Source organism: Rhizobium sp. AP16, assembly GCF_000281735.1.
Classification (GTDB): Bacteria; Pseudomonadota; Alphaproteobacteria; order Rhizobiales; family Rhizobiaceae; genus Rhizobium; species Rhizobium rhizogenes.
The window spans coordinates 360747-385553 of sequence record NZ_AJVM01000065.1; the positions used below are offsets into that span (position 1 = coordinate 360747).

General features: G+C 59.6%; 21 protein-coding genes and 1 tRNA gene. 6 read left to right on the forward strand and 16 right to left on the reverse strand.

Annotation, left to right across the window (positions count from 1 at the left end; all coding sequences use genetic code 11):
- The first annotated feature begins 1 nt into the window (after position 1).
- Together PMI03_RS19845 and PMI03_RS19850 are read left to right on the forward strand one after the other, a co-directional pair.
- Positions 2 to 355, forward strand: a complete 354-nt coding sequence (locus PMI03_RS19845) for a hypothetical protein (RefSeq protein ID WP_007696814.1) — start codon at positions 2 to 4, stop codon at positions 353 to 355.
- Between the two features lie 45 nt (positions 356 to 400).
- Positions 401 to 2404: an ASKHA domain-containing protein gene (locus PMI03_RS19850; RefSeq protein ID WP_052034293.1), complete on the forward strand. Its 2004-nt coding sequence runs from the start codon at positions 401 to 403 to the stop codon at positions 2402 to 2404.
- 16 nt (positions 2405 to 2420) lie between these two features.
- Here the strand turns inward: PMI03_RS19850 and PMI03_RS19855 are convergent, their stop codons facing one another.
- On the reverse strand, positions 2421 to 2882 hold the full coding sequence (locus PMI03_RS19855) for a cupin domain-containing protein (protein WP_007696818.1): 462 nt from the start codon (positions 2880 to 2882) through the stop codon (positions 2421 to 2423).
- Between the two features lie 104 nt (positions 2883 to 2986).
- Complete coding sequence (locus tag PMI03_RS19860) at positions 2987 to 3928, reverse strand: LysR family transcriptional regulator (RefSeq protein ID WP_174005839.1); 942 nt, start codon at positions 3926 to 3928, stop codon at positions 2987 to 2989.
- Positions 3929 to 4005: 77 nt separating this feature from the next.
- On the opposite strand from PMI03_RS19860, the gene PMI03_RS19865 reads away from it, so the two are divergent.
- The 3 genes from PMI03_RS19865 to PMI03_RS19875 all read left to right on the forward strand — a co-directional run bounded on the left by PMI03_RS19865 (position 4006) and on the right by PMI03_RS19875 (position 5854).
- Entirely contained in the window at positions 4006 to 4251 is a 246-nt protein-coding gene (locus PMI03_RS19865) for a hypothetical protein (RefSeq protein WP_007696824.1), read from the forward strand.
- Positions 4252 to 4326: 75 nt separating this feature from the next.
- A complete protein-coding gene (locus tag PMI03_RS19870; RefSeq protein ID WP_007696826.1) occupies positions 4327 to 4533 on the forward strand; it encodes a hypothetical protein in 207 nt (68 codons plus the stop codon).
- 301 nt (positions 4534 to 4834) lie between these two features.
- A complete protein-coding gene (locus PMI03_RS19875; RefSeq protein ID WP_007696829.1) occupies positions 4835 to 5854 on the forward strand; it encodes a GlxA family transcriptional regulator in 1020 nt (339 codons plus the stop codon).
- A gap of 36 nt (positions 5855 to 5890) precedes the next feature.
- Here the strand turns inward: PMI03_RS19875 and PMI03_RS19880 are convergent, their stop codons facing one another.
- From PMI03_RS19880 to PMI03_RS19910, 6 genes are all read right to left on the reverse strand, one after another.
- Positions 5891 to 7222, reverse strand: coding sequence for a diguanylate cyclase (locus PMI03_RS19880; RefSeq protein ID WP_007696831.1), 1332 nt, complete (start codon positions 7220 to 7222; stop codon positions 5891 to 5893).
- 198 nt (positions 7223 to 7420) lie between these two features.
- Positions 7421 to 8251, reverse strand: coding sequence for a response regulator (locus tag PMI03_RS19890; RefSeq protein WP_007696834.1), 831 nt, complete (start codon positions 8249 to 8251; stop codon positions 7421 to 7423).
- Between the two features lie 229 nt (positions 8252 to 8480).
- Complete coding sequence (locus PMI03_RS19895) at positions 8481 to 11081, reverse strand: mechanosensitive ion channel family protein (protein ID WP_007696837.1); 2601 nt, start codon at positions 11079 to 11081, stop codon at positions 8481 to 8483.
- Positions 11082 to 11257: 176 nt separating this feature from the next.
- Entirely contained in the window at positions 11258 to 11818 is a 561-nt protein-coding gene (locus PMI03_RS19900) for a DUF924 family protein (RefSeq protein WP_007696839.1), read from the reverse strand.
- A 176-nt stretch (positions 11819 to 11994) separates the two neighbouring features.
- Positions 11995 to 13410, reverse strand: a complete 1416-nt coding sequence (locus PMI03_RS19905; protein WP_007696841.1) for an FAD/NAD(P)-binding protein — start codon at positions 13408 to 13410, stop codon at positions 11995 to 11997.
- A gap of 378 nt (positions 13411 to 13788) precedes the next feature.
- Positions 13789 to 14388 (reverse strand): alpha/beta hydrolase, encoded by a 600-nt coding sequence (locus PMI03_RS19910; protein ID WP_007696844.1) that lies wholly within the window; start codon positions 14386 to 14388, stop codon positions 13789 to 13791.
- A 195-nt stretch (positions 14389 to 14583) separates the two neighbouring features.
- Here PMI03_RS19910 and PMI03_RS19915 point away from each other — a divergent pair, with 195 nt between their 5' ends.
- The gene (locus tag PMI03_RS19915; protein WP_007696846.1) at positions 14584 to 15801 is read left to right on the forward strand and encodes an SfnB family sulfur acquisition oxidoreductase; all 1218 of its coding nucleotides are present in this window, start codon (positions 14584 to 14586) and stop codon (positions 15799 to 15801) included.
- Positions 15802 to 16045: 244 nt separating this feature from the next.
- On the opposite strand, the gene PMI03_RS19920 is transcribed toward PMI03_RS19915, so the two are convergent.
- The 8 genes from PMI03_RS19920 to PMI03_RS19955 form a co-directional block, all read right to left on the reverse strand.
- On the reverse strand, positions 16046 to 16516 hold the full coding sequence (locus tag PMI03_RS19920; RefSeq protein ID WP_007696849.1) for an Rrf2 family transcriptional regulator: 471 nt from the start codon (positions 16514 to 16516) through the stop codon (positions 16046 to 16048).
- A 203-nt stretch (positions 16517 to 16719) separates the two neighbouring features.
- A complete protein-coding gene (locus tag PMI03_RS19925; protein ID WP_007696851.1) occupies positions 16720 to 18183 on the reverse strand; it encodes an FAD/NAD(P)-binding protein in 1464 nt (487 codons plus the stop codon).
- A 698-nt stretch (positions 18184 to 18881) separates the two neighbouring features.
- A tRNA-Lys gene (locus PMI03_RS19930) sits at positions 18882 to 18957 on the reverse strand.
- A gap of 125 nt (positions 18958 to 19082) precedes the next feature.
- Positions 19083 to 20000, reverse strand: a complete 918-nt coding sequence (locus PMI03_RS19935) for a PhzF family phenazine biosynthesis protein (protein WP_007696857.1) — start codon at positions 19998 to 20000, stop codon at positions 19083 to 19085.
- Between the two features lie 79 nt (positions 20001 to 20079).
- Positions 20080 to 20832, reverse strand: coding sequence for a DNA mismatch repair protein MutT (locus tag PMI03_RS19940; protein ID WP_007696860.1), 753 nt, complete (start codon positions 20830 to 20832; stop codon positions 20080 to 20082).
- Positions 20829 to 21941, reverse strand: a complete 1113-nt coding sequence (locus tag PMI03_RS19945) for an endonuclease/exonuclease/phosphatase family protein (protein WP_007696862.1) — start codon at positions 21939 to 21941, stop codon at positions 20829 to 20831. Before PMI03_RS19945 ends, PMI03_RS19940 begins: the two co-directional genes overlap by 4 nt.
- A 144-nt stretch (positions 21942 to 22085) precedes the next feature.
- Positions 22086 to 23117: an ABC transporter ATP-binding protein gene (locus PMI03_RS19950; protein WP_007696874.1), complete on the reverse strand. Its 1032-nt coding sequence runs from the start codon at positions 23115 to 23117 to the stop codon at positions 22086 to 22088.
- Positions 23105 to 24799: an iron ABC transporter permease gene (locus PMI03_RS19955; protein ID WP_007696877.1), complete on the reverse strand. Its 1695-nt coding sequence runs from the start codon at positions 24797 to 24799 to the stop codon at positions 23105 to 23107. Before PMI03_RS19955 ends, PMI03_RS19950 begins: the two co-directional genes overlap by 13 nt.
- Positions 24800 to 24807: the final 8 nt, after the last annotated feature.

Genomic DNA, 24807 nt, shown 5'->3' on the forward strand with positions numbered 1-24807 from the left:
GATGACCTATCCAAGCCAGAAACTTACCAACGACCTCGCCACGTTGTGGTTTCAGGCGCCCATGGTGATCTCCATGCGCCTGTCGCAGATGTGGATGACCGCAATGACGGGCGGCGGCGTGAATTCCACGGAAATCAATCGCATGGTCTCCGAAAAGATGATGGCCGCGGCCGAAAGCGCGACTGCAACCAATATGGCTCTCGCTCAGCAGGGCATCGCGGCAATGACGGCAATGGCAACGGGTGGTCGCGTCTCATCGAGCCGCGCCGCCGATGCAATCGCCCAGGCTTCGGTGAAGCCCTATAGCAAGCGTGTTCGATCGAACGTGCGCCGCCTCAGCAAACAGAAAGGCTGATCCGTGGCTCAAGCCGGCGACAGCACGAATCCCCTGGTCCTTTTTATGCCCTCCGGCAAGCGTGGCCGTTTCGCGGTCGGCACGCCGGTGCTGGAAGCTGCACGGCAGCTTGGCGTCTATGTCGAAAGCGTCTGCGGCGGCCGCGCGACCTGCGGGCGCTGTCAGGTCTCCGTACAGGAAGGCAATTTCGCCAAGCACAAGATTGTTTCCGCCAACGACCATCTCTCGCCGATCGGCCCGAAGGAAAAGCGCTATGCCGAGGTGCGCGACCTGCCGGATGGACGCCGCCTTTCCTGCTCGGCGCTGATCCAGGGTGATCTCGTCATCGACGTGCCGCAGGATACGGTGATCAATGCGCAGGTGGTCCGCAAGGCCGTCGACGAGCGCATTATCGCCCGCGATACGGCCGTGCATATGTGCTACGTCGAGGTTGAAGAGCCGGACATGCACAAGCCGACAGGCGATCTCGATCGGCTGAAAGCGGCACTGGCCGCCGACTGGAAATACGACGATCTCGACGTCGATTTTCACATCATCCCACAGGTGCAGTCGATCCTGCGCAAAGGCGAATGGAAAGTCACCGCTGCAATCCACCGAGATCATGAGAGCGATCCCCCACGGCTGATTGCACTCTATCCGGGCCTCAAGAACGAAGCCTATGGCATCGCCTGCGATATCGGCTCGACCACGATCGCCATGCATCTCTCTTCGCTGCTGTCGGGCCGCACCGTGGCGTCCGCCGGCACATCCAACCCGCAGATCCGCTTCGGCGAAGACCTGATGAGCCGCGTCTCCTACGTGATGATGAACCCGGACGGCCGCCCCGCCATGACCAATGCTGTACGCGAGGCATTGAATGGGCTGATCGACAAGGTCTGCGCCGATGGAGGCGTGTCGCGCCAGGACATTCTCGACGCCGTCTTCGTCGGCAATCCGATCATGCATCACCTCTTTCTCGGCATCGACCCGACCGAACTTGGCGGTGCCCCATTCGCGCTTGCCGTGTCCGGTGCGGTGCATTTGACCTCGGCCGAGATCGCATTGCCGATGAATGCCGGCACGCGCGTCTACATGCTGCCTTGCATCGCCGGCCATGTCGGCGCCGACGCAGCCGCTGCGACACTGGCCGAAGGACCGCACCGGCAGGACGAGATGATGCTGCTGGTTGATATCGGCACCAATGCCGAAATCGTCCTCGGCAATCGCCATCGTGTCGTCGCCGCTTCCTCGCCCACCGGCCCAGCCTTCGAAGGCGCCGAGATTTCCAGCGGCCAGCGTGCTGCTCCCGGCGCAATCGAGCGCGTACGCATCGACCCTGTGACGCTCGAGCCACGCTACCGCGTCATCGGCATCGAACCATGGTCGGACGAGCCCGGTTTTGACGAAGCCGCCGCAACCGTCGGCGTCACCGGCATTTGCGGCTCGGCCATCATTGAAGTGGTCGCCGAGATGTTTCTTGCCGGCATCATCTCCGAGGACGGCGTTGTTGACGGCGGCATGATGGCGCGCTCGCCGCGTATCCTGCAGAACGGCCGCACCTATTCCTACCTGCTGCGCGACGGCGAACAGCGCATTACGGTCACGCAGAATGACGTGCGCGCCATCCAGCTCGCCAAGGCCGCGCTTTATGCCGGCGTCAAGCTGTTGATGGACAAGCAGGGCATCGATCATGTCGACCGCATCGGCCTTGCCGGTGCCTTCGGCACCTTCATCGATCCGAAATATGCGATGGTGCTGGGCCTGATACCGGATTGCGCTCTCGACAAGGTGAAAGCGGTCGGCAACGCCGCCGGCACCGGCGCGCGCATGGCGCTCCTCAACCGCGGCTATCGCCGCGAGATCGAGGAAACCGTGAGCAAAATCGAGAAGATAGAGACGGCGCTTGAATCAAAGTTTCAGGAGCATTTCGTCTACGCCATGGCGCTGCCGAACAAGGTCGATGCCTTCCCGGAGCTGTCGAAAGTCGTGACCCTACCGGAACGCAAGCAGTCCGCCGACGATGCGGGCGGCGACGGTGGCGGCCGCAGACGTCGTCGCAGCCGCGAGTAATTGCAAGGCTGGGACCTTAAGGTTCGGGATAAGCCGTGCCGTCCTTGTGCACGAACCGACCATCGGCATTGGTGCTCATCATGTCGATGTCCGAGCAGGTGGTGATATCGGCGGGTTGACGCGAACCGATTTCGAGATAAACGGCCGTCGCGCCTGATCGGTTGATCATGTGGTGGCCGTTGCCAGTACCCTTCGGAAAGGCCGCGCAATCACCGGCGCGCAGCACCGTCTCACCTTCGTCTTCGATCAGCGTCAGCTCGCCTTCCAGCACATAGACGAATTCGTCCTCGTGCGAATGCCAGTGCCGCTGACTCGACCAGTTGCCCGGCGGCAGGTGCATGAGATTGATCCCGAAATCGGTGAGCCCACCGGCATTGCCCAGCCGTTGCCGTATGCGCTCGACAAGGGGCGCATCGAAGGGCGCCGGATAACCCGAGCCCTTGCGTTTCGGCACGGCGGCGACGTTGATTTTCGGCATGGCAATCTCCCCTGCGACGAGCGATAGAGCTTACGCACTTGTCGCAGCACAGTAAAAAACCACTTTCGTCAAATTCGGTCGTGCCGCCTGATTGGGCTTTGCCCTTACGCCGCCACTCTGCGTCCGATCTCCACGAAAGCTTCGCGGATGCTATCGGCCACCGCCTTCATCGGCCCCGTCATCTGCGATGCCGTCAGCAGGCGAATGTCGAAGGAGGTGAGTTCCGGTAGGCCCTCATTCGGTCCGAGAATTTCCATGTCCTCACCAATGTAGGAGCGCGGAAACGGCGCGACCGCGAGGTCGGAGACAATAGCGGCGCGCTGCGCCATCGTATGGGCGCTGAGATAGGAGACACGGTAAGGGCGCTTGTGCCGTTCGAGCTGGGCCAATGCTTCCGACCGCCAGATGCAACCGTCTTCCCAGATCGAGATTGGCAAGGGATCGCGTCGATAGGCCGTGCCACACTTGGCGCCCGCCCAGACCAGGCGCTCCGTATAGATGACCTCGCCTTCCGTCGGGAAAGGCCGCGTTGCGCAATTGATCAGCGCCAAATCCAGCCGCTGCTCCTCGATGCGCTTCTTCAGCTGGATACTCATATCCACGACAACATCGACCATGATGCTCGGGTAGCTCTCCGAAAAACTCTTCAGGATGCTCGGCAGCAGGCGCTCGCCGATATCATCTGGGGCACCGAGACGCACGACGCCGCTAAGCTCCGGCATGATGAAGCGGGATACCGCCTCATTGGAGAGCGCCAGAATATTGCGGGCATAGGAAAGCAGCATTTCGCCATGCTGCGTCAGACTGACGGAACGGGCGTCGCGCAAGAACAACGTCACGCCAAGCTGCTCTTCCAGCTTCTTGATCTGCATCGAGACGGCCGACGGCGTGCGAAAGACCGCATCGGCGGCGGTGGAGAAATTACCGGTCTCGGCGATGGCGACAAAGGTGCGCAGAACTTCATTGTCGAGCAGCGGTATGGGCCGGCGAAACGGTACGGTCATATCGGCATCCTTCAATTTTTCTGATCTTAAGCACCATATCATTTCGTTTGTCTGAATGTCAACGCGGGACCATATTAGCCCTAACGAAATAGATAAGGCAGCCGAAAAGGAGCACGACCATGGCTGGCACAGTACTTTACGAGGCATCTCGCCTGTTCAACCTCATGCGTGTCCGCGTCGTCCAGCGGACGGCACAGCACACGCTCGATGAGATCGTGGCGCGCTTTCCAGCCCATCTGATCGACGACGTCAACGCACGCGGCTTGCCGCCGGATCGGATGCTATCGGCCCACGAACGAAAGCCCGCGAAAGCTCCATCGTTCAATAATTCTCATGGCAGCTATAAGATCTATTCGCTTGATTGATACGTGAACCAACTTCATATTAGCTCGTAAAGGTCGCGACCTTTCGGGCATCTAAAAACCGAAAGGAACCTGGAAATGACGACGATTATCTATAGAGACACCGGCAGGACGCGGAGCACGCTCCCGGCGAGCGGTAGTTATGTGCCATTTATCACCCGCATCGCCGATCGCTGGCAGCAGTGGCGTTCCGAGCGCGAGCTTGAGTCCCTTTCGGACGACATGCGCAAGGATCTCGGCTGGCCGGTTGCCAACGAAACCAACAATCCCAAGGCCACGCGATGATTGTGATAACTTCTAAATTCTAAGGGCGACGCTCAACCGAAACGAGTGTCGCCTTTCGAACATTTGGCGCATAGAAGCCCGCTTTTCTTTTATCTTGATTATGATCCCCATATATATTTGACCATCTAAGGGAATTGCTTGGCTACCCGGCCCGCTTTCTTTCCTCCGGCAATTTTAATGAGCCAGCACAAATATCTCTTTGCGGCCGCTATTATCCATGCCAGTGTCGCTATTAGACCATCGAGCCGACGCATTTGACGCAAGGTATACGCAATGGTCCTGGAGCATGGATTTTCCCGATATGAGCAAGACTCCGATTAAGACGCGTTCCCTGGTTTTCTTTCTCGTACCCCATTTTACCATGCTGCCGTTTTCCGCGGCGGTTGAAACGCTGCGGATCGCCAACCGCATGCTGGGCTACCCGGCCTACTCCTGGCGGCTTGCCTCCACCGACGGCCAGAAGGTCTATTCCTCCAGCGGCATCGGCCTCGAGGTCAATTCGGCGCTCGCCGATGAGCGCCGCTATCTCGGCGGCGAGAACAGGCCGAACATGGTGCTGGTCTGTTCGGGCATCTATGTCGAGGAGTTCAACAACAAGTCGGTCAATGCCTGGCTGCGCGAGACCTACAATCGCGGCGTTGCCGTCGGCAGCCTCTGTACGGGCGCACATGTGCTCGCCCAGGCAGGTCTCCTGAACGGCAAGCGCTGCGCCATCCACTGGGAAAACCTCCCCGGCTTCTCCGAGACCTTCCCGCAGGCGGAAGTCTATGCCGATCTCTACGAGGTCGACAGCAATCTCTACACCTGCGCCGGCGGCACCGCTTCGCTCGACATGATGCTGAACTTGATCGGCCAGGACTTTGGCGAGAACCTCGTCAACCGCGTCTGTGAGCAGCAATTGACCGATCGCGTCCGCAGCCCCCACGACCGCCAGCGCCTGCCGCTGCGCGCCCGCCTCGGCGTCCAGAACGCCAAGGTGCTGTCGATCATCGAACTGATGGAAAGCAATCTTGCCGAGCCGCTGTCGCTGCTTGAGATCGCCGACGATGCCGGGCTGTCGCGCCGCCAGATCGAACGTCTGTTCCGCCAGGAAATGGGCCGCTCGCCGGCTCGTTACTATCTCGAAATTCGCCTCGATCGCGCCCGCCATCTGCTGGTGCAGTCTTCCATGCCGGTCGTGGAAGTGGCGGTTGCCTGCGGCTTCGTCTCCGCCTCCCACTTCTCCAAGTGTTATCGCGAACTCTACAATCGCTCGCCGCAGCAAGAGCGTGCCGAGCGCAAGCTCACCATGTCGAACAATCGCACCGGCGTGGTGATCTGAAGCCGAAATTGCTACCCAATCAAAAATCGAAGCGGCCTACTCGGCCGCTTCTTTCGTCATCTTGAAGTCGGAGTAGACCTGGTTTCGGCCATTGTGCTTCGCCATGTAGAGAAACTGGTCGGCAGCATTGAGATAATTCTCGAATGCCTCGTAGCCGGCGATCTCCGCCACGCCGATCGATACGGTCACCGACAATTCCTCGTCGTCGGCATTGACCTTCAGGTTCGAGAGACTGACGCGCACATCGTCGCAAATGGCGGTAGCGGCGCGTGAATCCGTCTCCGTGAAGAGAATGGCGAACTCCTCACCACCGAGCCGGGACAACAAGCTATCGCTGCCTTCGAACAGGGATCTGAGCCGGTCGGCGACCGCCTTCAGCACCTGGTCACCGATTTCGTGACCGTAGGTATCGTTCAGCTTCTTGAAATGGTCGATATCGAGGATCGCGACCGAACTCGGTCGCTGACGGCGCAGGCACTCGTTCACGATCCTCGGACCCTGATCATAGAAGTACCGCCTGTTGTAGAGCCCGGTCAGATAGTCGCTCGCCGCCAAAACGCGCAACTGCTTGAGCTGCAACAGTGTCTCGACATTGAGCGCAATGCGGCACTGCAGCTCTTCTTCCACGAAGGGGCGGTAAATGAAGTCGTTGGCGCCGGCTTTGAGGAAGGCCGCTGAAAGCAGCCGATCATTCGAAGAGGAGACGCCGACGACGCGCATCCGATCCGAGCCGAAGCGATGGCGAATGCGCCGCGTCAGCTCCTGACCGTTCATATCGGGCATATGATAATCGGTAAGCACCATTTCGATATCGCTGTATTCCTCGAGCGCCGACAGGGCTTCAACGCCGGAACCGGCTTCAACGACCTTGAACTGCTGTGCCTCCAGAATCTCGACCAGCACACGCCGTGCCGAGGGCATGTCGTCCACCACCATCACGCGCGTACTCCGGTTGGAGATGGCGCGCCTGACCGAGGAGACGAGATTGTCGAGGGCGAATTCATTGTCCTTCAGGACATAGTCGACAATGCGCCGCTCCATGATGCGGCTGCGCATCGCCACATCGAAGGATGCGGTAAAGACGATTGACGGAATATGGTGAGCGATAGCGACATCCAGCGCCTCGCCATGCGGCGAATCCGGCAGGTTGAGGTCGACGACCGCCATAGTGAAACCATGCCCGTCGATCGCAAGCACTTCGTTCAGTTGCTTCAGCGAAGAGCAGTGGGTGACATTAAGTCCAAGTTCTGTTTGGAAGCGGTGGCCAAGGACAGCAGAAAACATGCGCGAATCTTCCACCAGAAGTATCTCCTGGCTGCCACGGCGATGACCTTGGCCATCACTGAGGAAATCCACGCGGACCACCATTTCTTTCACGCCCTCCGAACCGCCTGGCACGGCCTGTTCGTCATCGCTATAGCGGACGAAACGGCAGTGCTATCGACCCCATCGTGACCGGGATTCGTGAAGAAAGCGGAACCATAGATTGTACAAATCTCGGGAAAAACATGAATCATCCTCATGTTTTTCTTGATCGAACATTCATGGCTCTCCCCTTCCAACATGTCAGGCACTCATTCTGACCTGCCGCACAGACTGGATCTGCAGCAGCGTGTCGAGATTCTGGTTCACGCGGCAGTAGAATTCTTCATCGATGAACGGCCGCAACATGAAGTCATTGCCGCCGGCCTTGAGGAAACGCGCCGAGAGCAGCCGATTGGTTGAGGACGAGACGCCGATGATGCGCAGCTCATGCGAACCGATACTGGCGCGGATGCGGCGCGTCAGTTCGAAGCCGTCGATATCGGGCATGTTGTAATCGGTGACCATCAGACCGATGTCGCGGTTTGCCTTGAGGATTTCCAGCGCCTTGGCGCCGTTCTCCGCCACGCTTACGCGGAAATTATAGCGCTTCAGGCGACTGGACAGCAACGCGCGCGCCGTGGCGCTATCGTCGACGATCAGTACATGATGGCGATGATTGGTGAGGAAACGGCAGATCGATTCCACCAGCAGATCGACGGCAAAGACATTGTCCTTGAGAATATAGTCGACAACATCCTTGGCGATCAGCTCGTCGCGCATGCCCGCAAGGAAAGTGCCGGTGAAGGCGATCGTCGGGATACTGAGGTCGATGAGATATTCCAGCGCCTCCCCTTTTTCCGCACCCGGCAGATTGATGTTGGAGATCGCCAGCCGGATCGGCTCCGACGATTTGTCATAGGCAAGCTGCAACTCTTCAAAGTTGCGGCAGATTTCAATGTCGATGTCGAGGAGCTCCTTGAGCTTCGTGCTGATCATCGACGTAAAGACATTCGAATCCTCGGCAAGCAGAATGCGTGCTCCGGAAAGCGACCCACCGGAATATTGCATTCCGGAAATACCCAAAAATGACATGATAAAACCTGCTAATAAAAACTCCGCCTCGTCCGAGTTTCTACAGCAAAGCCTTTGAGTATTTGTTAAGTCGACTGGTTTCCCATAGATGAAGAAAGCAGCCGCCAGAGCACCCGGCTCGTATCTGGATACCAAGCGATGCCCTAGTCTTTCGAAACCAGAGCATCCTTATTCTATACTTTCTTTTTTTGATTTCAGACGGTCGACGCCACAAACCCGTCCGGCCGTATCACTCTGCCGGCGCCCTGCCGCGTCGGCCGCCGACGCTTTTGGTTTCCGATGACTGCGCCGGCTGTTGCGTAGCCGGAGAAACGATCTCTTTCACAACCTCTACGCTCTCGCCTTCTGGCCCGTCCGCCGATTCCGCGAGAATGCTGCTCGGCTTGCCCCGCTTGCCGTCGCGAACAATATGCAATTCCTGATGCGGATAGGGAATGGAAATGCCCTCCTCGCGAAAACGCTTGAGGATTTCGATCCGCAAACTATTACGAATCTCCATGCCGTCGGAGAGATCCGAGAGATAGAAGCGCATCTCGAAATCAAGCGAGGATGGGCCAAAGCGCAGGAATTCAACGTGCGGCTCCGGGTTTTTCAGCACCTTTGGAACGCTGCGCACCAGTTCCAGCAGGATATCCATCACCTTCCTGGGATCGGATTCGAAGCTGACGGAAACCGGGATTTCCGAGCGCGCCAGACGGTTGCGGTGCGTCCAGTTGCCAACGGAAGCGTTGATCAGCTCCGAATTCGGCACGATGATCGACTGCTTGCGGAAGGTCTCGATCTCGGTGGCGCGCACCGAGATGCGCTTGACGATGCCTTCCGAGGCGCCGGAAACGATCCAGTCGCCGACCTTAAAGGGCCGCTCAACGAGAAGAATCAGGCCGGAAACAAAGTTCGATACGATATTCTGCAGGCCGAAACCGATACCGACCGAAAGCGCGCTGGCAACAAGCGCCAGGCTCGACAGGTCGATGCCGGCAGCCGAAATGGCAAAGATGGCCGCCAGGGCAATACCGAGATAGCCGATGCCGGTCTTGACCGAATTGCGCACGCCCAGATCCATCTGGCCGCGCGCCATGACATTGCCGTCCAGCCAGCGCTGGAACCAGCGCGTCACCAGATAGCCGCCGGCAAACAGCAGGACGCCGGCAAGGATACCGACCAGCGAAATCGACATATTGCCGATGCGGATCTCGGTAAACAGCCGATAGGCGAACAGCTCCAGATCCTGGATATGGAAGCCCCAGGACAGCAGGATCAGGGGAATGCCGGTCAGAAGAGCGACCGCATAGGTCGCAAGGCCGGCGACGAGCCCTGCCTGATCGAGCGCGACATCACTGAGCTTAAAGCGGTTTTCCAGGAAACGCCCGATGATCGTTTCGGCAAAGACGCCCTGCCGCGACACGGCCTTGCCCAGCTGGAAGCCGATATACATGGTGACAAGCACGGCGCTGGTCATGATCAGCTGCGTCGCGATGAAGCGCGCCAGACCGACATAGCCGATGACGGCCGTGAAGATCAGCAACGTCCCGAGTACCCGGAGGATGATCGCCATGCCGTGCGGCCAGCGACGGCCGGGGGCATCCGGATCACCGCTCTTGGCGAGAATCGGCTTGCCGAAGGAGGACGTGATCAGGATCAGGCCGATCAACAGCGCGGCGAAGAAGCTCTTCGCCACCGTGACGACGACAGGCGATCCCATGGATTCACTGATGCGGTCGAAGACATAATCCAGGCCGTTGACGACAGCCATGGCCTGCATGCACCAGCTCAGCGACTTCGCACCCTTGTTCGACAGCTTGACCAGCCGCCAATGCGGCCTGAAAGGCGCGAAAACGGCATTGCTCAAACGGCCGACGAAATAGACCAGCCAGATGAAGCCGAAGAAGGCCGCCAGCACCGGCGCAATATCCGGCCGCAGCACATTGAAGTTCGAAAGGCTCAAAAAGGACGTGACGAGAAAGGCGGCCAGCGATAGCGTTCGGATCAATGTCGACCAGAAGGCAACGGAGAGACGACTGATATAAGGCGGGTTCTCGATGTTTTCGTCCCGGACGTAATAACGTCCGAAGAGCCGGTAGCCGCCCAACAGGAAAATCATGGCCGCGGTCAGCGACAGAAAGACGGCGGCAAGGAGCGACCCAAGCTTTGCCTTCACAACGAAGCCGATCCAGCTTGTGATCGCATCGCTGAACTTTACGCCCTCATCGACAAACGCCGTTCCAGCATCCTCGAAGGTTCCCGCGGAAATCCCTGTGCGCTTGAATAGCGTTTCAGCGAACAGCTTGCGGCGCATTTCGACAAGTTGCATCGAAAGATGGTTGGTCGCCGCAACAAGATTATCGACATCAAGGGTGACGGCGCTGATCTGCGAGCGTTCGGCCGTGAGCCGGTCACGTTCTTGGGTAACGATCGGCGCTTCCGGCGGCTGTCCTTCCTTGGGAGCAGCACCGAGCTGCGTCAGACGCGTATCGATCTCGGCAAAGCGTGGCTTCAACCGCGCAGAGAGCGCCGCGACGGAGCGATTGAGATCATCGGCCCGACCGGACAATGCCACCAGCGTATCGTCGTCCGCGCCTTCACTCTTGGAAGCGTCCTCGATCGAGGAGAAATCCTTCTTTGCCTTGTTAAGATCGGCGACGGCAGCGTCCAGCAAACCATTGGCGAGCGGCGGCGATTGCACTGGCTGATCCGATTGCTGGGCCGGCTGTACCTGTTGCTGATCCTGCGCAAAGGCATGCCCGCCGGCCAAAGGACTTGCCAGCACGGCAAAGCTCAATCCCAAAAGCAGCAAGGACAGAAAACGGAGGCGGTGTTTCAGCAGGCGCAAGCAAAGCTCCTCGTCGCGGATAAAGTCGCTGGCGGCCTCAATAAACGGATTCGCCGCGCGGAAGAAATGAAAGAACGGAATCTACCTATACCGCGATTGCACATTTCATAGTCCCTACGCGTAAGCCTTGTAAGGCAAAGAAAGGCGACAGAAAGGCATTTGCCGCCCTTATCCCCTTAGAAACCCGCTCCTGGACGGGCGAGATACTCTTTCTCGGCCTCTGTCGATACGCGCCCAAGCATGACGTTGCGATGTGGGAAACGGCCATAAGCGGCAATAACGGCGCGATGCCGAAGCGCATAGTCGATCTGTTCGTCCAGGCCGAGCGCTTGGAAAAGCGCAACCGAGCGTTCCTGCTCGGCAAGATTCTCGGCATGCTCGAACGGCAAATAGAAGAACGCTCGCCATTCCGCCGGCATCTCTTGATCAGCGCCAACCTCCAAAGCCGCTTTCGCCTCCTGCAATGCCAAGCCGTCGGTTGCGAAAGCAAGCGGAGTGCCGCGATAGATATTGCGGGGGAATTGATCGAGGACAATGATCGAGGCCAGCCGGTTTCCCGGCGTTGCCCGCCAGAGATCGCTCACCCCTGCCGCCAGAGCCAGATGCGTGTCGCGAAACCGACGATAGATCTCTTCGTCGAGTTTGACGGTCGAGCGAAACCAGTCCTCGCTCGTGCACTCCTCGAACCAGAAGCTTAATACCTCTTCCGGCGTACAAACGATCGGTTTTGCTGCCATTGCCTGTCTCCCAACACTGCCCTCGGGAGATAGGTCCATAAGCGAATGGCGGCAATGGCGAAACTCGCCGTCAGTCACCCTTTTCGCAGGATCACGATGAAATCGATGCCGATTGGCGGCTCTCTTGAACGCGAGCACCGGGCCATGCCACCGTTGACCAGCGAGAGACGGCTCTATTACACCGCCTTGCATTGCGGATAGAACCGCCTGGCAATGCCTTCCGCCGCCGCATAGGCCTGCATCACGATCTCCGGCACCAGATCGATATCCGGCAGGCTCCCGAGCCCCAGTGGCCCCACAGCGAAAAGCCCATCCGTCGTTCGACCATCCACGGAAAGCGCGCCGGTGGCCTCGACGGCAAGGCCGAGGCCGAGTTCGTCCGGCATGGCAAGGCCGGCATCGATCAGGCTCTGCATCAGCGGCGTGGTGAGGTCTGGCGCCTGGCAGCGGCAGTCGATCACCTCGTCGGCATAGATCTGCTCAATGCCCTGCTGGCCGGCTGGCCTCATCGTCAAGCCGGTCGGCGTGCGCCGCAGGAAGTGTCCGCGACGCAACAACGTGTTGCCCTCCGCGAGTTCCTGTTGCAGCCGGACATGCAGCGCCTCCGGCAGACGATTTCGGTGGCTGTCGTAAAGGGCGCGCAGATGGCGGTTGAATTGCTGCTTCTGGCCTGCCGGCAGCGACCGCCAGAGCGAACGGGCATGTTTTCGCAGGCCGTTCATGACTGATTGCCAGTTCTGCCCGTTGGCCTCGGCATTTTCGCAGGCCGCGCGAATGAAGCGGACGATCTCGCTGAGATTGCCGGGCATCGCTTCGGCTGGAAAGACCGGATCGGCGTTGCTGCGGGTATGGCTCTGCGGCAGGAAGCCGCGTCTGGAAACGAGGGTAATCTGGCCGTCATAGCCGCTATCGCGCATCTGCAGCAGTCGGTCGACGACGCGCAGGCCGCTGCCGAGCAAGACGGTATGCGGGCGCGACACCAGGCGACGAGCGCGCACCGTCGTCGGCGTTGCCACGGGCTCGCCGCTCTGCGGCTGGTCATCGGCAATGCCGTAACCGGTCGCCAGGACCACCATGTCGAACACCGGATTGGCGACACCGGCGCTTTCCACCAGAAAACGGCCGCCACGGCCACGGCGAAGGCCGACCACCGTCTCGCCACTGACCTGCACCGTAATATCCCGTCGCGAAGACAGCGCCTCGGAGAAGCGCTGATAGACATAATCGCTGAAAATGCTCTTCGGCACGAAGATCTGCAGAAATCCCGGTATCGCCGCCGGTACGGCACTGCGAAACGGAGCGTTGCTACAGAGCCAATCGTTGAAATCATCAGGATCGCCGGCGGAGACCGAGAGATCGCGCACGCGGCTGTTGAGGATTTCGCTGCTATGGCCGGAGGCTAACGCCTGACCGCCGCTGACGCTGGAATTGGGATCGAAGAGCTGCAGGTGAAATGGCGTCCGCACCGTCTTCATCAAGGCGATCGCCATCATCATGCCGGAAAAGCCGCGGCCGATAACGGCGATGCGCGGTATCCCATAGGCCTGTGCCGCGGCATTTGCCTTGGCGGAAAAAAATCCCTGAACCGTCATATCAACTCCTGGGGGGCGAGGTGGTCGATCATGCTTTTCTAAGGGCATACTGATACCTTGCCGGTGAACCTCATACGGTTCGCAGCCATCAGGCCGCGAAGCGCTGCGCGCCCGTAAACACACAAGGGCCGCTTTGGTTCCTTGAACCTGAAGTGCATTTCCCACTTCGGCTCTCATCCGAAAGAGGGATGCTTCAGGCGGGTTTCCGCTCCAGCGCGAAACCCTGTTCCCTTCGTCAACCTTCATACTGCAAGCCCATTGGCCTGGAGGAATGTGGTTGCTCATATAGTCTACTTATTTAGTCGTATATGAAAGCGCGAAAATGCGCCGGTAGCAAGCGCTTTCTTGCGACCGGCGTTTTTGACGGCAAGTGGCGCCCTACGACATGGCCGGGCACAGAACGTCGTACAATCGCGATCTTGCGCGCTTATTCCTTTGGTTTTCAAGCGGCTTGGCGAAATCGGAAAACAGTCGATAGCCCTGCTCCCAGCGACCGAAACCGCTGGCAATATTGATATGGCCGGCATGGCCGAGATCGTGAAACTCGCTGCCCCATTGCGCGGCATAGCGGCGAAGTTTCGCAAAATCCATATAGGGATCGTCCCGGCTGCCGACGACGAGGCTCGGAAACGGCAGGGACCCTGTCGGCATCGCACCGAAATCGATGGCGCCGGGATGCAGCCGCTCCGTCCGCCCGAGATCGCAAGGCGCGACCAGAAAAGCACCCTTCACATGGCGCGCAGCAGGCCGATTTGCGAGGTTTGCGGCAAGCAGGCACCCGAGACTATGGGTGACGAGCCATACTTCCTCCGCCCGCTCCAGTTCGGTCTCCAGCGCCGCCAGCCAATCCTTGAGCGCCGGCCTTGCCCAGGAGGACTGGCGAACGATGGTTGCAGCCGTATGATCGCGCACCCAATGGCGCTGCCAATGCCCCTCGGCGGAGCCGTTCAAACCGGGAACGATCAATGTCGCGACCATAGCGCTCTCCTGGATGGCAATCGGCGGCCGTCGAGCCGCGCGCTTACAATTTCTCCATTCGACGCCTATTATGCCAAACAGCTAGATCGGCATAAGCAAAGAAAATCTAATGTACAGTACATCTATAGAAATTAAGATCTTATCGATTTGGCAAGGCTAAGTCACTGAATATGCCATCGGCTGATGGAGTGATGGATGGGAACTGTTTCGCAGTTGCACGAGCATGTCAGGCCGCCCGCACACCGCATTCAAAGCGAAGAAGAAGCGCTGCAGATCGCCCGATCGCTGGCCGCCCGCTTCGCGCAGCAGGCGAGCGACCGCGACATCAACCGCGTGCTCCCCTACGAGGAAGTGGAGGCCCTGTCGCAATCCGGACTGCTCGGCATCACCACGCCCTCCGAATATGACGGCCTCGACATCTCCAATTCCATTCTCGCCGAAATCGTCGCCATCCTGGCGGAAGCCGATCCTTCGATTGCCGAAATTGCACGGAACCATTTCTATATTCTCGAGGCGCTACGCACCGGCGGCAGCGAAGAGCAGAAGGACGCCTTCTTCGCAAGGGCACTAGCCGGCGATCGCTTCGGCAACGCCCTCTCCGAACCCGGCACTGCAACGGTCGGACAAGACAATACTCGCCTGACGCAGGACGGGCCTGGTCATCGCGTCAATGGCCGCAAATCCTATGCCGCCGGCGTGCTTTTCGCCGACTGGATCGCGATCTCAGCGCTCGATGCGCGGGATGAACTGAGCATCTCCCTCGTCCCACGCGGCACCGAAGGCATCCAGATCATCGACGACTGGGATGGTTTCGGCCAGCGCACCTCTGGCAGCGGCACGACCATCCTGCACAATGTCTATGTCAACGCCGACGCCGTCCTTGACCATCATGCAGGTTTCGAACGGCCGACGACCATAGGTCCGGTGGATCAGATCATCCATGCCGGCATCGATCTCGGCATTGCCAGGGCCGCCTTTGCCGAAACCGTGGAATTCGTGAGGACCAGCGCTCGCCCCTGGATGAACAGCGGCGTCGAGCGAGCGGCGGACGACCCGCTGACCATTGCCAGGATTGGCCAGATCGCCGTCCGCATCGAGGCGGCGGCGGCACTGCTGGATCTTGCGGGCCGGAAAATCGATATCGCCCAGATCAATCCGACCGAAGACCATGTGATCGACGCCACGCTTGGCGTGGCGGCAGCAACGACGCTGACGACGGAAATCGCCATTGAAGCCTCGAACACGCTGTTCGAACTCGCCGGCACCTCATCGACGCGCATCGGCCTCAATCTCGACCGCCATTGGCGCAATGCCCGCACCCACACGCTGCAGGATCCCACCCGCTGGAAATATCATCTGGTCGGCAATTATCATCTGAACGGCGTAACGCCGCCGAAGAACTGGGCGCCGTGAAACGCAAATGCGCTTCCTTTTATCTCGCCCTTGGCGGGCGAGAAAGCAATTTCACTGGTTTAGGAATTGCGATACCGGAATCTCGACGTATTCAAGAGCTGAGCGCAATTTCTAAGCCATTGAAATTGCAAGAGCGGGGGTCTGTATCTTGCGCCCCTGCCTACCCCCTCTCTTGCAAAATCTAGCACTTAGCTGACGCTAAATGCTGATTTTGCTTTCTCGCCCGCAAGGGGCGAGATAGGGCTCAGCCGATCTTCGAAGCGCGGTAGTCTTCCCGCTCTTCCGTATCGATGCCCGGCCCACCGCCGGCAACGAACTGCTCCAGCGTCATGTTGTCGAGAATGTCGGCGATCGCATCACGGACTTCCGTCATGGAGCGCCGCACATGACAGCGCTCTGGATCGGCGCAATCGTCACAGGCCTCGTAGGCAGTGCGGCTGGCACAGCGGATCGGCGCGAGCGGGCCGTCAAGCGTGCGGATGACATGACCGATGCGGATCTCGGAGGCGAGACGCGACAGCGAATAGCCGCCGCCAGGCCCCTTCTTAGACCGCAGCACGCCGGCATTGCGCAATTCCAGCAGAATGGTGTCGAGGAACTTCTTCGGGATATTGTTACGCGAAGCAATGTCGTTGATGAACGCAGTCTCGCCCGGCGCGAGGCGTGCCAGATCCACCAGCGCCTTCAACCCGTATTTTCCTTTTTTCGTGAGCATCGCTGTCCGCTTTACTACAAGTTCGATTGTTGGGAGCCCGGCTAACCGGTCGAGACTCGGCCGCCGATCCTGTCATCATTGGCCACGGGAAGTAATACCGCTACCTTCGACGAACAAGACAATAACTCACAAATTGTATAGTTTATATGAGTAAATTTAGGCAATGTATCGCTTAAGCAACGATTTTGCGGTTTTTTTTGCCTTTACGCGGCGCTGATATCAAATTGCTGGCTATCACGCCTGCGATTTTCATGATCGCCGATTGCCGACGCCACTTGCCCCGCGACGAAGACACCATGCTCGACCACTTCCGGCAGGCCCATGAGTTCGCCGAAAGTCCCCCGCGCCAGCGGCCCCGAAATGAACAGCGACGGTGACACCGCGCCATCCGGCCCCTGTGCCTGGGATGTCGTATTGCAGGCAAGGCCGAGGCGCGTGGCATCGATAGCGAGATAGCCCGCATCCGCAAGTGCGCCGATCCAGCCCTGCGTCTCCAATATGCCGCGATGGCCCGGCCCCGTCGTTACCACCACCGCATCGAACTGACGCTCGATACACCCGGCTGAATGGCTGAGATCGAGCCGACAATCAATCGCCCCATCCTTTGTCTCCACGGATGCGACGGAGGCTGCCAGCACCTCCAGCCTGCCGCCCCGAATCGCTTCCTCGCTGGCGGCTTCCACCTGCGGCGCAACGCGGAAACGGTGCACATCCCAGAAGGGCCGCAAATGCCGCACCACGCGCCGCCGCTCTCCAAGCGGCATCGCCCGCCATAAATCCTGTCCTTGCGCACGCACCTGATCGATGACCGCATGCCAGCTCCGCCCCTCAGCCTCCGCCTCGCGAATGGTGGCACGCACATGCCGCAACAGGTCGAGCGCCGTCCGCGATGGACGACTGACGAAATCGCCGAACAGTTCCTGTCTCACGGGCGCATGGCCGCGCGAGCGCAAGCCACGTCTGGAGATGGCAGTGATCGGCCCCTTGTGACCACGCAGGGTAAGGGAGGCGATAACGTCGGCTGAGGTCAGGCCATTGCCGACCACGAGCACGCGATCATCAGCGCGGATGGCGGCGAGTGCATCCGGCCGCGTCGGATCGACTACAAAACGCGGATGACCTGCCAGAGCGCGCCGCAACGGTTCCGGCGGCAATGGCGACGGATGGCTCGTGGCGATGACGAGGATATCCGCTTCCAGCCGCCGACCCGCCTCGTCCGTGATCATCCAGCGACCATCCCGCCGCAGCACCTCGGCAGTCTTTTCGGCTACATGGCTGATGCGGCCATCGTCGACGAAAGGCTGCACCATGTCATTGATATAACGTCCGAAAACCTCGCGCCGTGGAAACAGGCTGCCATTTGCCGCTACGGCCGTCTCGTCGCCGGCCAGCGCATCATGGGCTTCGATCCAGCGTTGAAAATGTTCGAGATCGTCGGGCAGCAGGCTCATCTTTGCCGCCGGCACATTGATGCGGTGCGCGGGATCCTGGGTATCATAGGCTAACCCCGCCCCCAGTCTGGCGCGCGGCTCAAAAATGAAAAGCTGACCGGGCTGCAGCCGCTGGCGCTGCAGCAGATGAAAGGCGACCGCCGCGCCGGAAACGCCGCCGCCGATAATTGCGATAACTGGCCGGTCACGCGACGAAGCGTGAGAATAAGTGGTCATCGCCAAATCCTTCCAGTCCGATCGATCGCGCGGACGATCTTGATGCCGCCAATCGCGCCTGCTCCACAGCAATATACTCTACAAATTTTATTGACAATAGAATGCCGTGACAAGCCGAATGGTTCCCATGAACCAACGCAACAGCGTCGAAACCGATATCACCTTTGCGAACAAACACTTCCTTGTGCTCTGCACAACAGCGTTATTGCACCGCAGGATGTAAAAACCTTGGCATACACCCAATAAAAGAACATACTAATGATCGTCCTGGTTCATGTTCTCTGGGAGGAGAAACATCATGGAACTGCTCGGCATGCTATCCACCTTCGACTATACGCTGATCCTGCTCCTCGTGGTGATCTTCATCTTCAGCGTGATGGAAGGCGGCGGGCATAAGAGGCATTAGGTAAGCGCTGGCACGAACGTCAGATACCTAAAGTCGATTGTGATCGGTTGAATGCTGGCACCTACGGTTGCCTGCTCTTATGCGTTTTTCTCTGCCAAATTTACGACCTGGATCGCGCTTGGAACAAAAGCAAGCCGCTGCTTCACGTCTCTGTCGACAAAGCGACTGACTCTTAACCAGCAGGTCTACGAGATCCGGCATATTGCAAATGCAAATAGCGCAAACTCGTGCTTCCGCCGCCGGCGGCCAGCTTTAACTGGCGCCGCTATCACAATGATATTCTAAGAAAATTTGGTGGGTGATGTAGGGCTCGAACCTACGACCCGCTGATTAAGAGTCAGCTGCTCTACCAACTGAGCTAATCACCCGTAACCGCTCGCTGGCGGTGTGAACGGGCATATAAATAGGATCGGTTTGATTGTCCAGCGGCCAGATCAATTTTCTTTCGTTATTCGTCAAAAAAATTTCGAAGAACGAAAAAAACTCAATGAAATCAAAGCTCAAGAATTCCGGTCGCAACACGCACCGCTTGACCGCCAATTCGCGCGTTGGCGATCTCGCCGCCGTCGATATCGATATGGAGGTGGATGAAAGACGGGCGACCCATCTCGACTCCCTGCTCGATGATGATCGGATGGTGCCCATCCGGCAGCTGATCGAACCGATGGATAGCGCCTGACAGCGCCGCCACGGCTGCGCCCGTCGCCGGGTCCTCGACAATGCCCATCCCGACCGGGAACATGCGGGCATGGAACTTGGCGGTGTGATTGACGGCGCCGCGACAATAGACGAAGGCGGAGGCAAGCGCGCCATCGACGAAAGGCACCATCTTTTCCCAAAGCTGCAGATCGAATTCCAGCCGCTCGGCCGCTCCGACATCATGCACCGGCACCAGCAGGAACGGCACGCCGGCGCTCCAGATCGACGGTACGTGATTCTCGAAGCCGACCTCGGTGATCTTCAGGCTAAGCGCGTTGGCAATATCCGCCTTGTCGAGCGGCAGCACGATCTGCTGCGATTTGCGCGGCAGGTCGAACTCGGCAAAGCTTGCTTTCTGCTGCCGCAGCCTGACGGCGCAGCGCACCGGCCCTACCCGCTCGTCGAGCACCGAGACCAGATCGATATCACCGCCATGATTGGCATGTGCCCGCTCCGCAAGCGCGATCGCGGTGCCGACCGTTGGATGGCCGGCGAAAGGGAGTTCACGTCCTGGTGTGAAGATGCGCAGGTTTGCCGTATGCGTCGGGTTCTGCGGTGGCAGAACGAACACCGTCTCGGAAAGGTTCATCTCCTTGGCGATCGCCTGCATCGCCTCGTCGCTCAGACCTTCGGCATCGAAGATCACGGCCAGCGGATTGCCCGCAAGCCTGCTGTCGGTGAACACATCATAGACACTGAAGCTACGGGCCACCCCTGCCTCCCTCACATGACTTTAGACTGCATAGCCACCCGGCTTCCTCATACATAACGGCAACACCTTCAAGCGCAAGCTAAAGCTGTTCCGCACGAGCGAAGAACCATGCCAGGATGGGCGGCATCGCCGAGCTGTAGCGATGCGCCGTCGGATCGGCGGAACGGATGGCGACCGCGCCGTCGATCTCCTTTTCCTCGTCCACCAGCATATGAGCCCTGATCTTTTCGAGCATCTCGTCGGCGGTCCAGGGAAAGCGAAAGATACGGAACAGGGTGACGGAGCGATTGGCATGCGTCGCATAATAGCCGGGCTCGGCAACAGCCACGTCAAGATCGAGACCGGTTTCCTCCAGAACCTCGCGCCGCATGTTACCCTCGACATCGCAACGATTATCGACAATGTCGTTTTCATCCATCGAACCCGCGGCGCAATAGACCTGGCCGGGGTTGGCCGTGTGCTGTGCCATGCGGATAGCGATGATTGCGCCATCGGAGGACACGGCGACCGGAAAGGCGAAGACATGAAAGCCGCCGCCGCGCTCTCTGTGCTTGCGCCACCACATAAATGTGGAGAAAGGCGTTACATAGCCCTCGCCCGCCACAGCTTGCTCGCTGACCTCGAGGCGATGCTGAAAGATCATACGGCCGTCGTAAAGGGCCGGATTGGAGGCAATCTCCCTCTTCCAGTTTTCCTGCGCCGCCGCCGCTTCGTTGAGATGAAAGGGATGATCGCCGGTAATCACCTTGAGATCGATGCGCGCGACCGGAAACACGGTATTCTCCGGCGGCCAGCCGGCCATGTCGTTTTGCGGTTTGAAAGCGGAGTTCATAAAAGATCCAATGTCATGACGATGGGGCAATGGTCGGAGGCTTTCGGCCTGTCCCAACCTGTGCGCGGATAGCGTTCCACCTCTTGTCCGGGCGGAAAGATGGTGCGGAAAGGCTGGCCGGAGCGGACGACATCGGGCAACCGCGCCGCATTGGCGCGCGCCAGGGCCGGAGACAGCCAAATGTAGTCGAGCTGGCAGAGCCATTGCTCCTGCGGCCCGCGCGCGTGATAGAGCGTCCAGCGGTCGAGTTCGTCACGTCGTCGCATGACGTTTTCAACGAAACCGTCATGGCTGAAGACATCGAGCGCACTCGCCTCTTCATCCCGGTGCTCGAAGCGATAGCCCGTATGGCGTGTCCCAATAACGTCGACACGTTCCTGATAGTCGTTCATGTCGCCACAAATGGCGAAATTCTTGGCAGCTGTATGACCGGCGCCGAAACGGGTCTCGATGATGTGGCGCACGGCAAGCGTCTCCGCGCGGCGCACCGGCATGGTCGACTGGCGGCCATCGACGCCCTCCCGCGCCGGCCCCATCGACTTCAGATGCACGACATAGAGTGAGAACGGCACGCCGCCGATGGTCAGATCCAGCTCCAGGCAGTCGCGCTTGAAGATCTTGTCGTCCTCGTGAAGGCCCAGCGCCGCCAGTTCGTCGGTGAACAGATCGAAATCGCGATAAGTCACCATGGCGTGACTCTTGATGTCCTTCAGCACGATCGGCTGCCCGTCGCTGGTCTGCTCGCGCATCATCACGGCAACGTCGATACCCCTGGAGTCATTGCCCTCGATCAGAAATTTCTGCCGATAGCCATTGCCGACCATGCGGTAGAGATAGCCATATTCGAAGGCCTGCAGCGCCGCCATGCTGTCAACTTCCTGCAGGCAGATGATATCGGCATTCGCATCGGCAATGGCGAGCGCCGTCATCTGCCGCGTGTCGTCGGTCGCAGCCACCACACGGGCCGCTTCAAGCTGCTGGTAGATGTTCTCGTTCTTCACATCGAACAGCTTCAGCACGCGGTCCTGCCGCAACTGATTGCGAAAACCGGTGTAATCGAAACGGGTCAGCAGGTTTTCGACGTTGAAGGTGGCAAGACGCAGGGACATGAAGCATTCCGGTTTACGGCGCCGAGACCAACCATCGGGAAACCTTGATCCGACATGGCGCGACTCCCATTCGTGACATAAGGCAAATCAAGCACAGGTGGGGGCAGCGAACAACCGTCTTGTCTTTCCGCCCGGCTGCATCGATCAGAGCCGCCAAGCCGAACGGATGGCGACGGCATAGGCATCGCCGGTCTTCACCGCTTCGCGGCTATAGGCGCGCAACACCTGGCCGTCCGGCAGCGACAGCCGCAGCGCATAGCGCTCGCCCTCATAAAGGACGGAGTCCACCCGGCATCCGATGCCCTCTGCATCGGCGACGACATCCTCGGGCCGAACGAGGATGTCGGCCCGAGTCGCATCTCCCTCCTGCTCACCCCACATTGCCTTCAATGCCGGCCAGTCGATCACCCGCGGCCTGCCATCCGGAACGACGAGTGACAGGATCGCTCCCTGTCCGATCAATCCACCGACCAACCGCCCTTCCGGCCGCGCATAGATCTCCGCCGGTGCGGCGACCTGCAGCAGCCGTCCCTCGGACATCACTGCAACATCGGTCGCCAGCGCCATGGCCTCGCTCTGGTCATGGGTGACGTAAACCATGGTAGCGCCAGAGCGCTGATGGAATTCGCGGAACGTCTCCTCCATTTCCTTCTTCAGATGACGATCGAGATTGGCGAGCGGTTCATCCAGCAGCACGACATCGGGCGATGTCACCAAGCAGCGCGCCAGTGCCACGCGCTGCCGCTGGCCGCCGGACAGATCTGCAGGGCGGCGTTCCGCATAGTCCTCCAACCGCACCGTCGCCAGCGCCTCGTGTACTTTCTGACGGTAACGCTCACCGGAAATGCCGCGCACCTTCAGCGGATAACCGACATTGTCGGCGACATTCATATGCGGCCAGAGCGCATAGGACTGGAACACCATCGCCATATTGCGCCGCTCCGGCGGCAGCGTATGCGCGGCATCGGCCAGCAGGCGCTCGCCGAGATGGATCGAACCATCCGTCGGCTGCTCGAAGCCGGCGATCATTCGAAGCACCGTCGTCTTGCCGCAGCCAGACGGCCCGAGCAGTGCCAGGAAACCACCCTCGCGAACATCCAGGGATAGCGCGTGGACAGCCGCGCGGCCGCCCGTGCCGAAATCCTTGCTGACGTGATTGAGGATCAGCTTCGCCACGGCACCACTCCCTTCGGCAGGCGCTTGGCCAGGATTTCCAACAACAGCATCATGGTAACGACCATGGCGATGACGATGACCGACATGGCGGACGCCAGATCGGAGCTGCCGCCGTCATCGAGATTGTAGATGACGACACCCAGCGTCTGTGTCCCCGCCGACCAGAGCAGGGCTGAGACCGTCAACTCGTTGCAGGCAATCAGAAAGACCAGGATCACCGAGGCTCCCGCTGCCGGCGCGATCAGCGGCACGATGATATCGAAGAGACGCCGGAAGAAACCGGCACCCGATAGACGCGCGGCCTCTTCCAGCGCCGGATCGAGCTGCAGGAAAGCACTCATCACCGGCTTGAGACTGACGGCGAAATAGGCGGAGAAATAGGCGAGCAGAATGATCCAGATCGTGCCGTAGAGCGTGACATTGAGGATCGGCAAAGGGGCCGCAAAAACAAGAATGAAGCAGACGGCGATAATGATCCCCGGCAGTGAATAGGGAATTTCGATCAAGCCCCCGACGATCCGGCTCAGCATGTCCTTGCGCTTTGTCAGCGCGTAAGCCGCAAGAATTGTCACCACAAGGAGACCAAACGCCGTCGTTCCGGCCAGAAACAGGGAATTGGAAAATGCGGTGCGCGTCACCGTCTGGCGGAACAGGATTTCGGCAAAGGCATGCAGCGACGCCGTCTTGAAGGTCAGTGGCACGCCATAGGCCGGCACCAGCGCTCCAGCGACCAGCGCGAAGAAGGGCGCGACCAGCATGATGAACAGGATCGCCCAGAGCAGCGGCAGGGCTGCAAAGCGCCAACCACCGAGCGAGAAGGCGGCGGATGCGCCGGACAGGCCGATCACCCGATAATCCCGCCCTCTCAGAGCTCTGCCCTGCACCGCAAGGCCCGCGGCCGAGATCACCGCGATCATCGCCGACAACAGAGCGATGTCGCCGAAGGTGCGCGGACCGAAGGTAGAGAATTTGGTGAAGATCAGCGTCGACAGCGTGAAGATCGAAGCCGGTATTCCAAGAATGGCCGGTATGCCGAAATTGCCGACCGAGGAGACGAAGGCGATGGCCGCGCCCGCAATGACCCCGGGCAGCGACAAAGGCATGATAACATCGCGGAAAACGCGCAACCCCGAGGCGCCCGACAATCTCGCCGCCTCGACACCATCGCGCGGCAGCGCCATCAACCCGGCCCGAAGCGCCAGATAAACCAGCGGCGCATGCTGCACGCCATAAAGCAGCGCAATGCCGCCGACAGAATAGAGCGGTTGCGGCGAACCGAGCGGCGGTGCGATATGCAGCGCCTTCAATAGCGGACTCGACGGGCCGGACATCTGCACCCATGCCAGCGCCGTCACCTGCGGTGGGATCATCATCGGCAGGACGAAGAGAAAGCCGAGCGGTCTCCTGCCCGGCATGTCGGTCAATGTCAGCAGGAAAGCGAAGAGGCAGCCGAGAGCCACGGAAATCACTGTGCCGAGCACGGCCGTCTCGATGGTGTACCAAGCGGAGCGCCAGAGGGCGGGATCGGTGATCAGCTCATAGGCACCGCCGCGCAGCAGCGCTGCTATACCGGCCTCCGCCAGCCGCGCCAGCGGCAGCACGCTCAAGAGCATCACGATGGTGACGACAAAGGGAAACAGCCAGGCTGGCTGGCTGTTTCCCTTACGCATATATCCGTACATCGACAGTC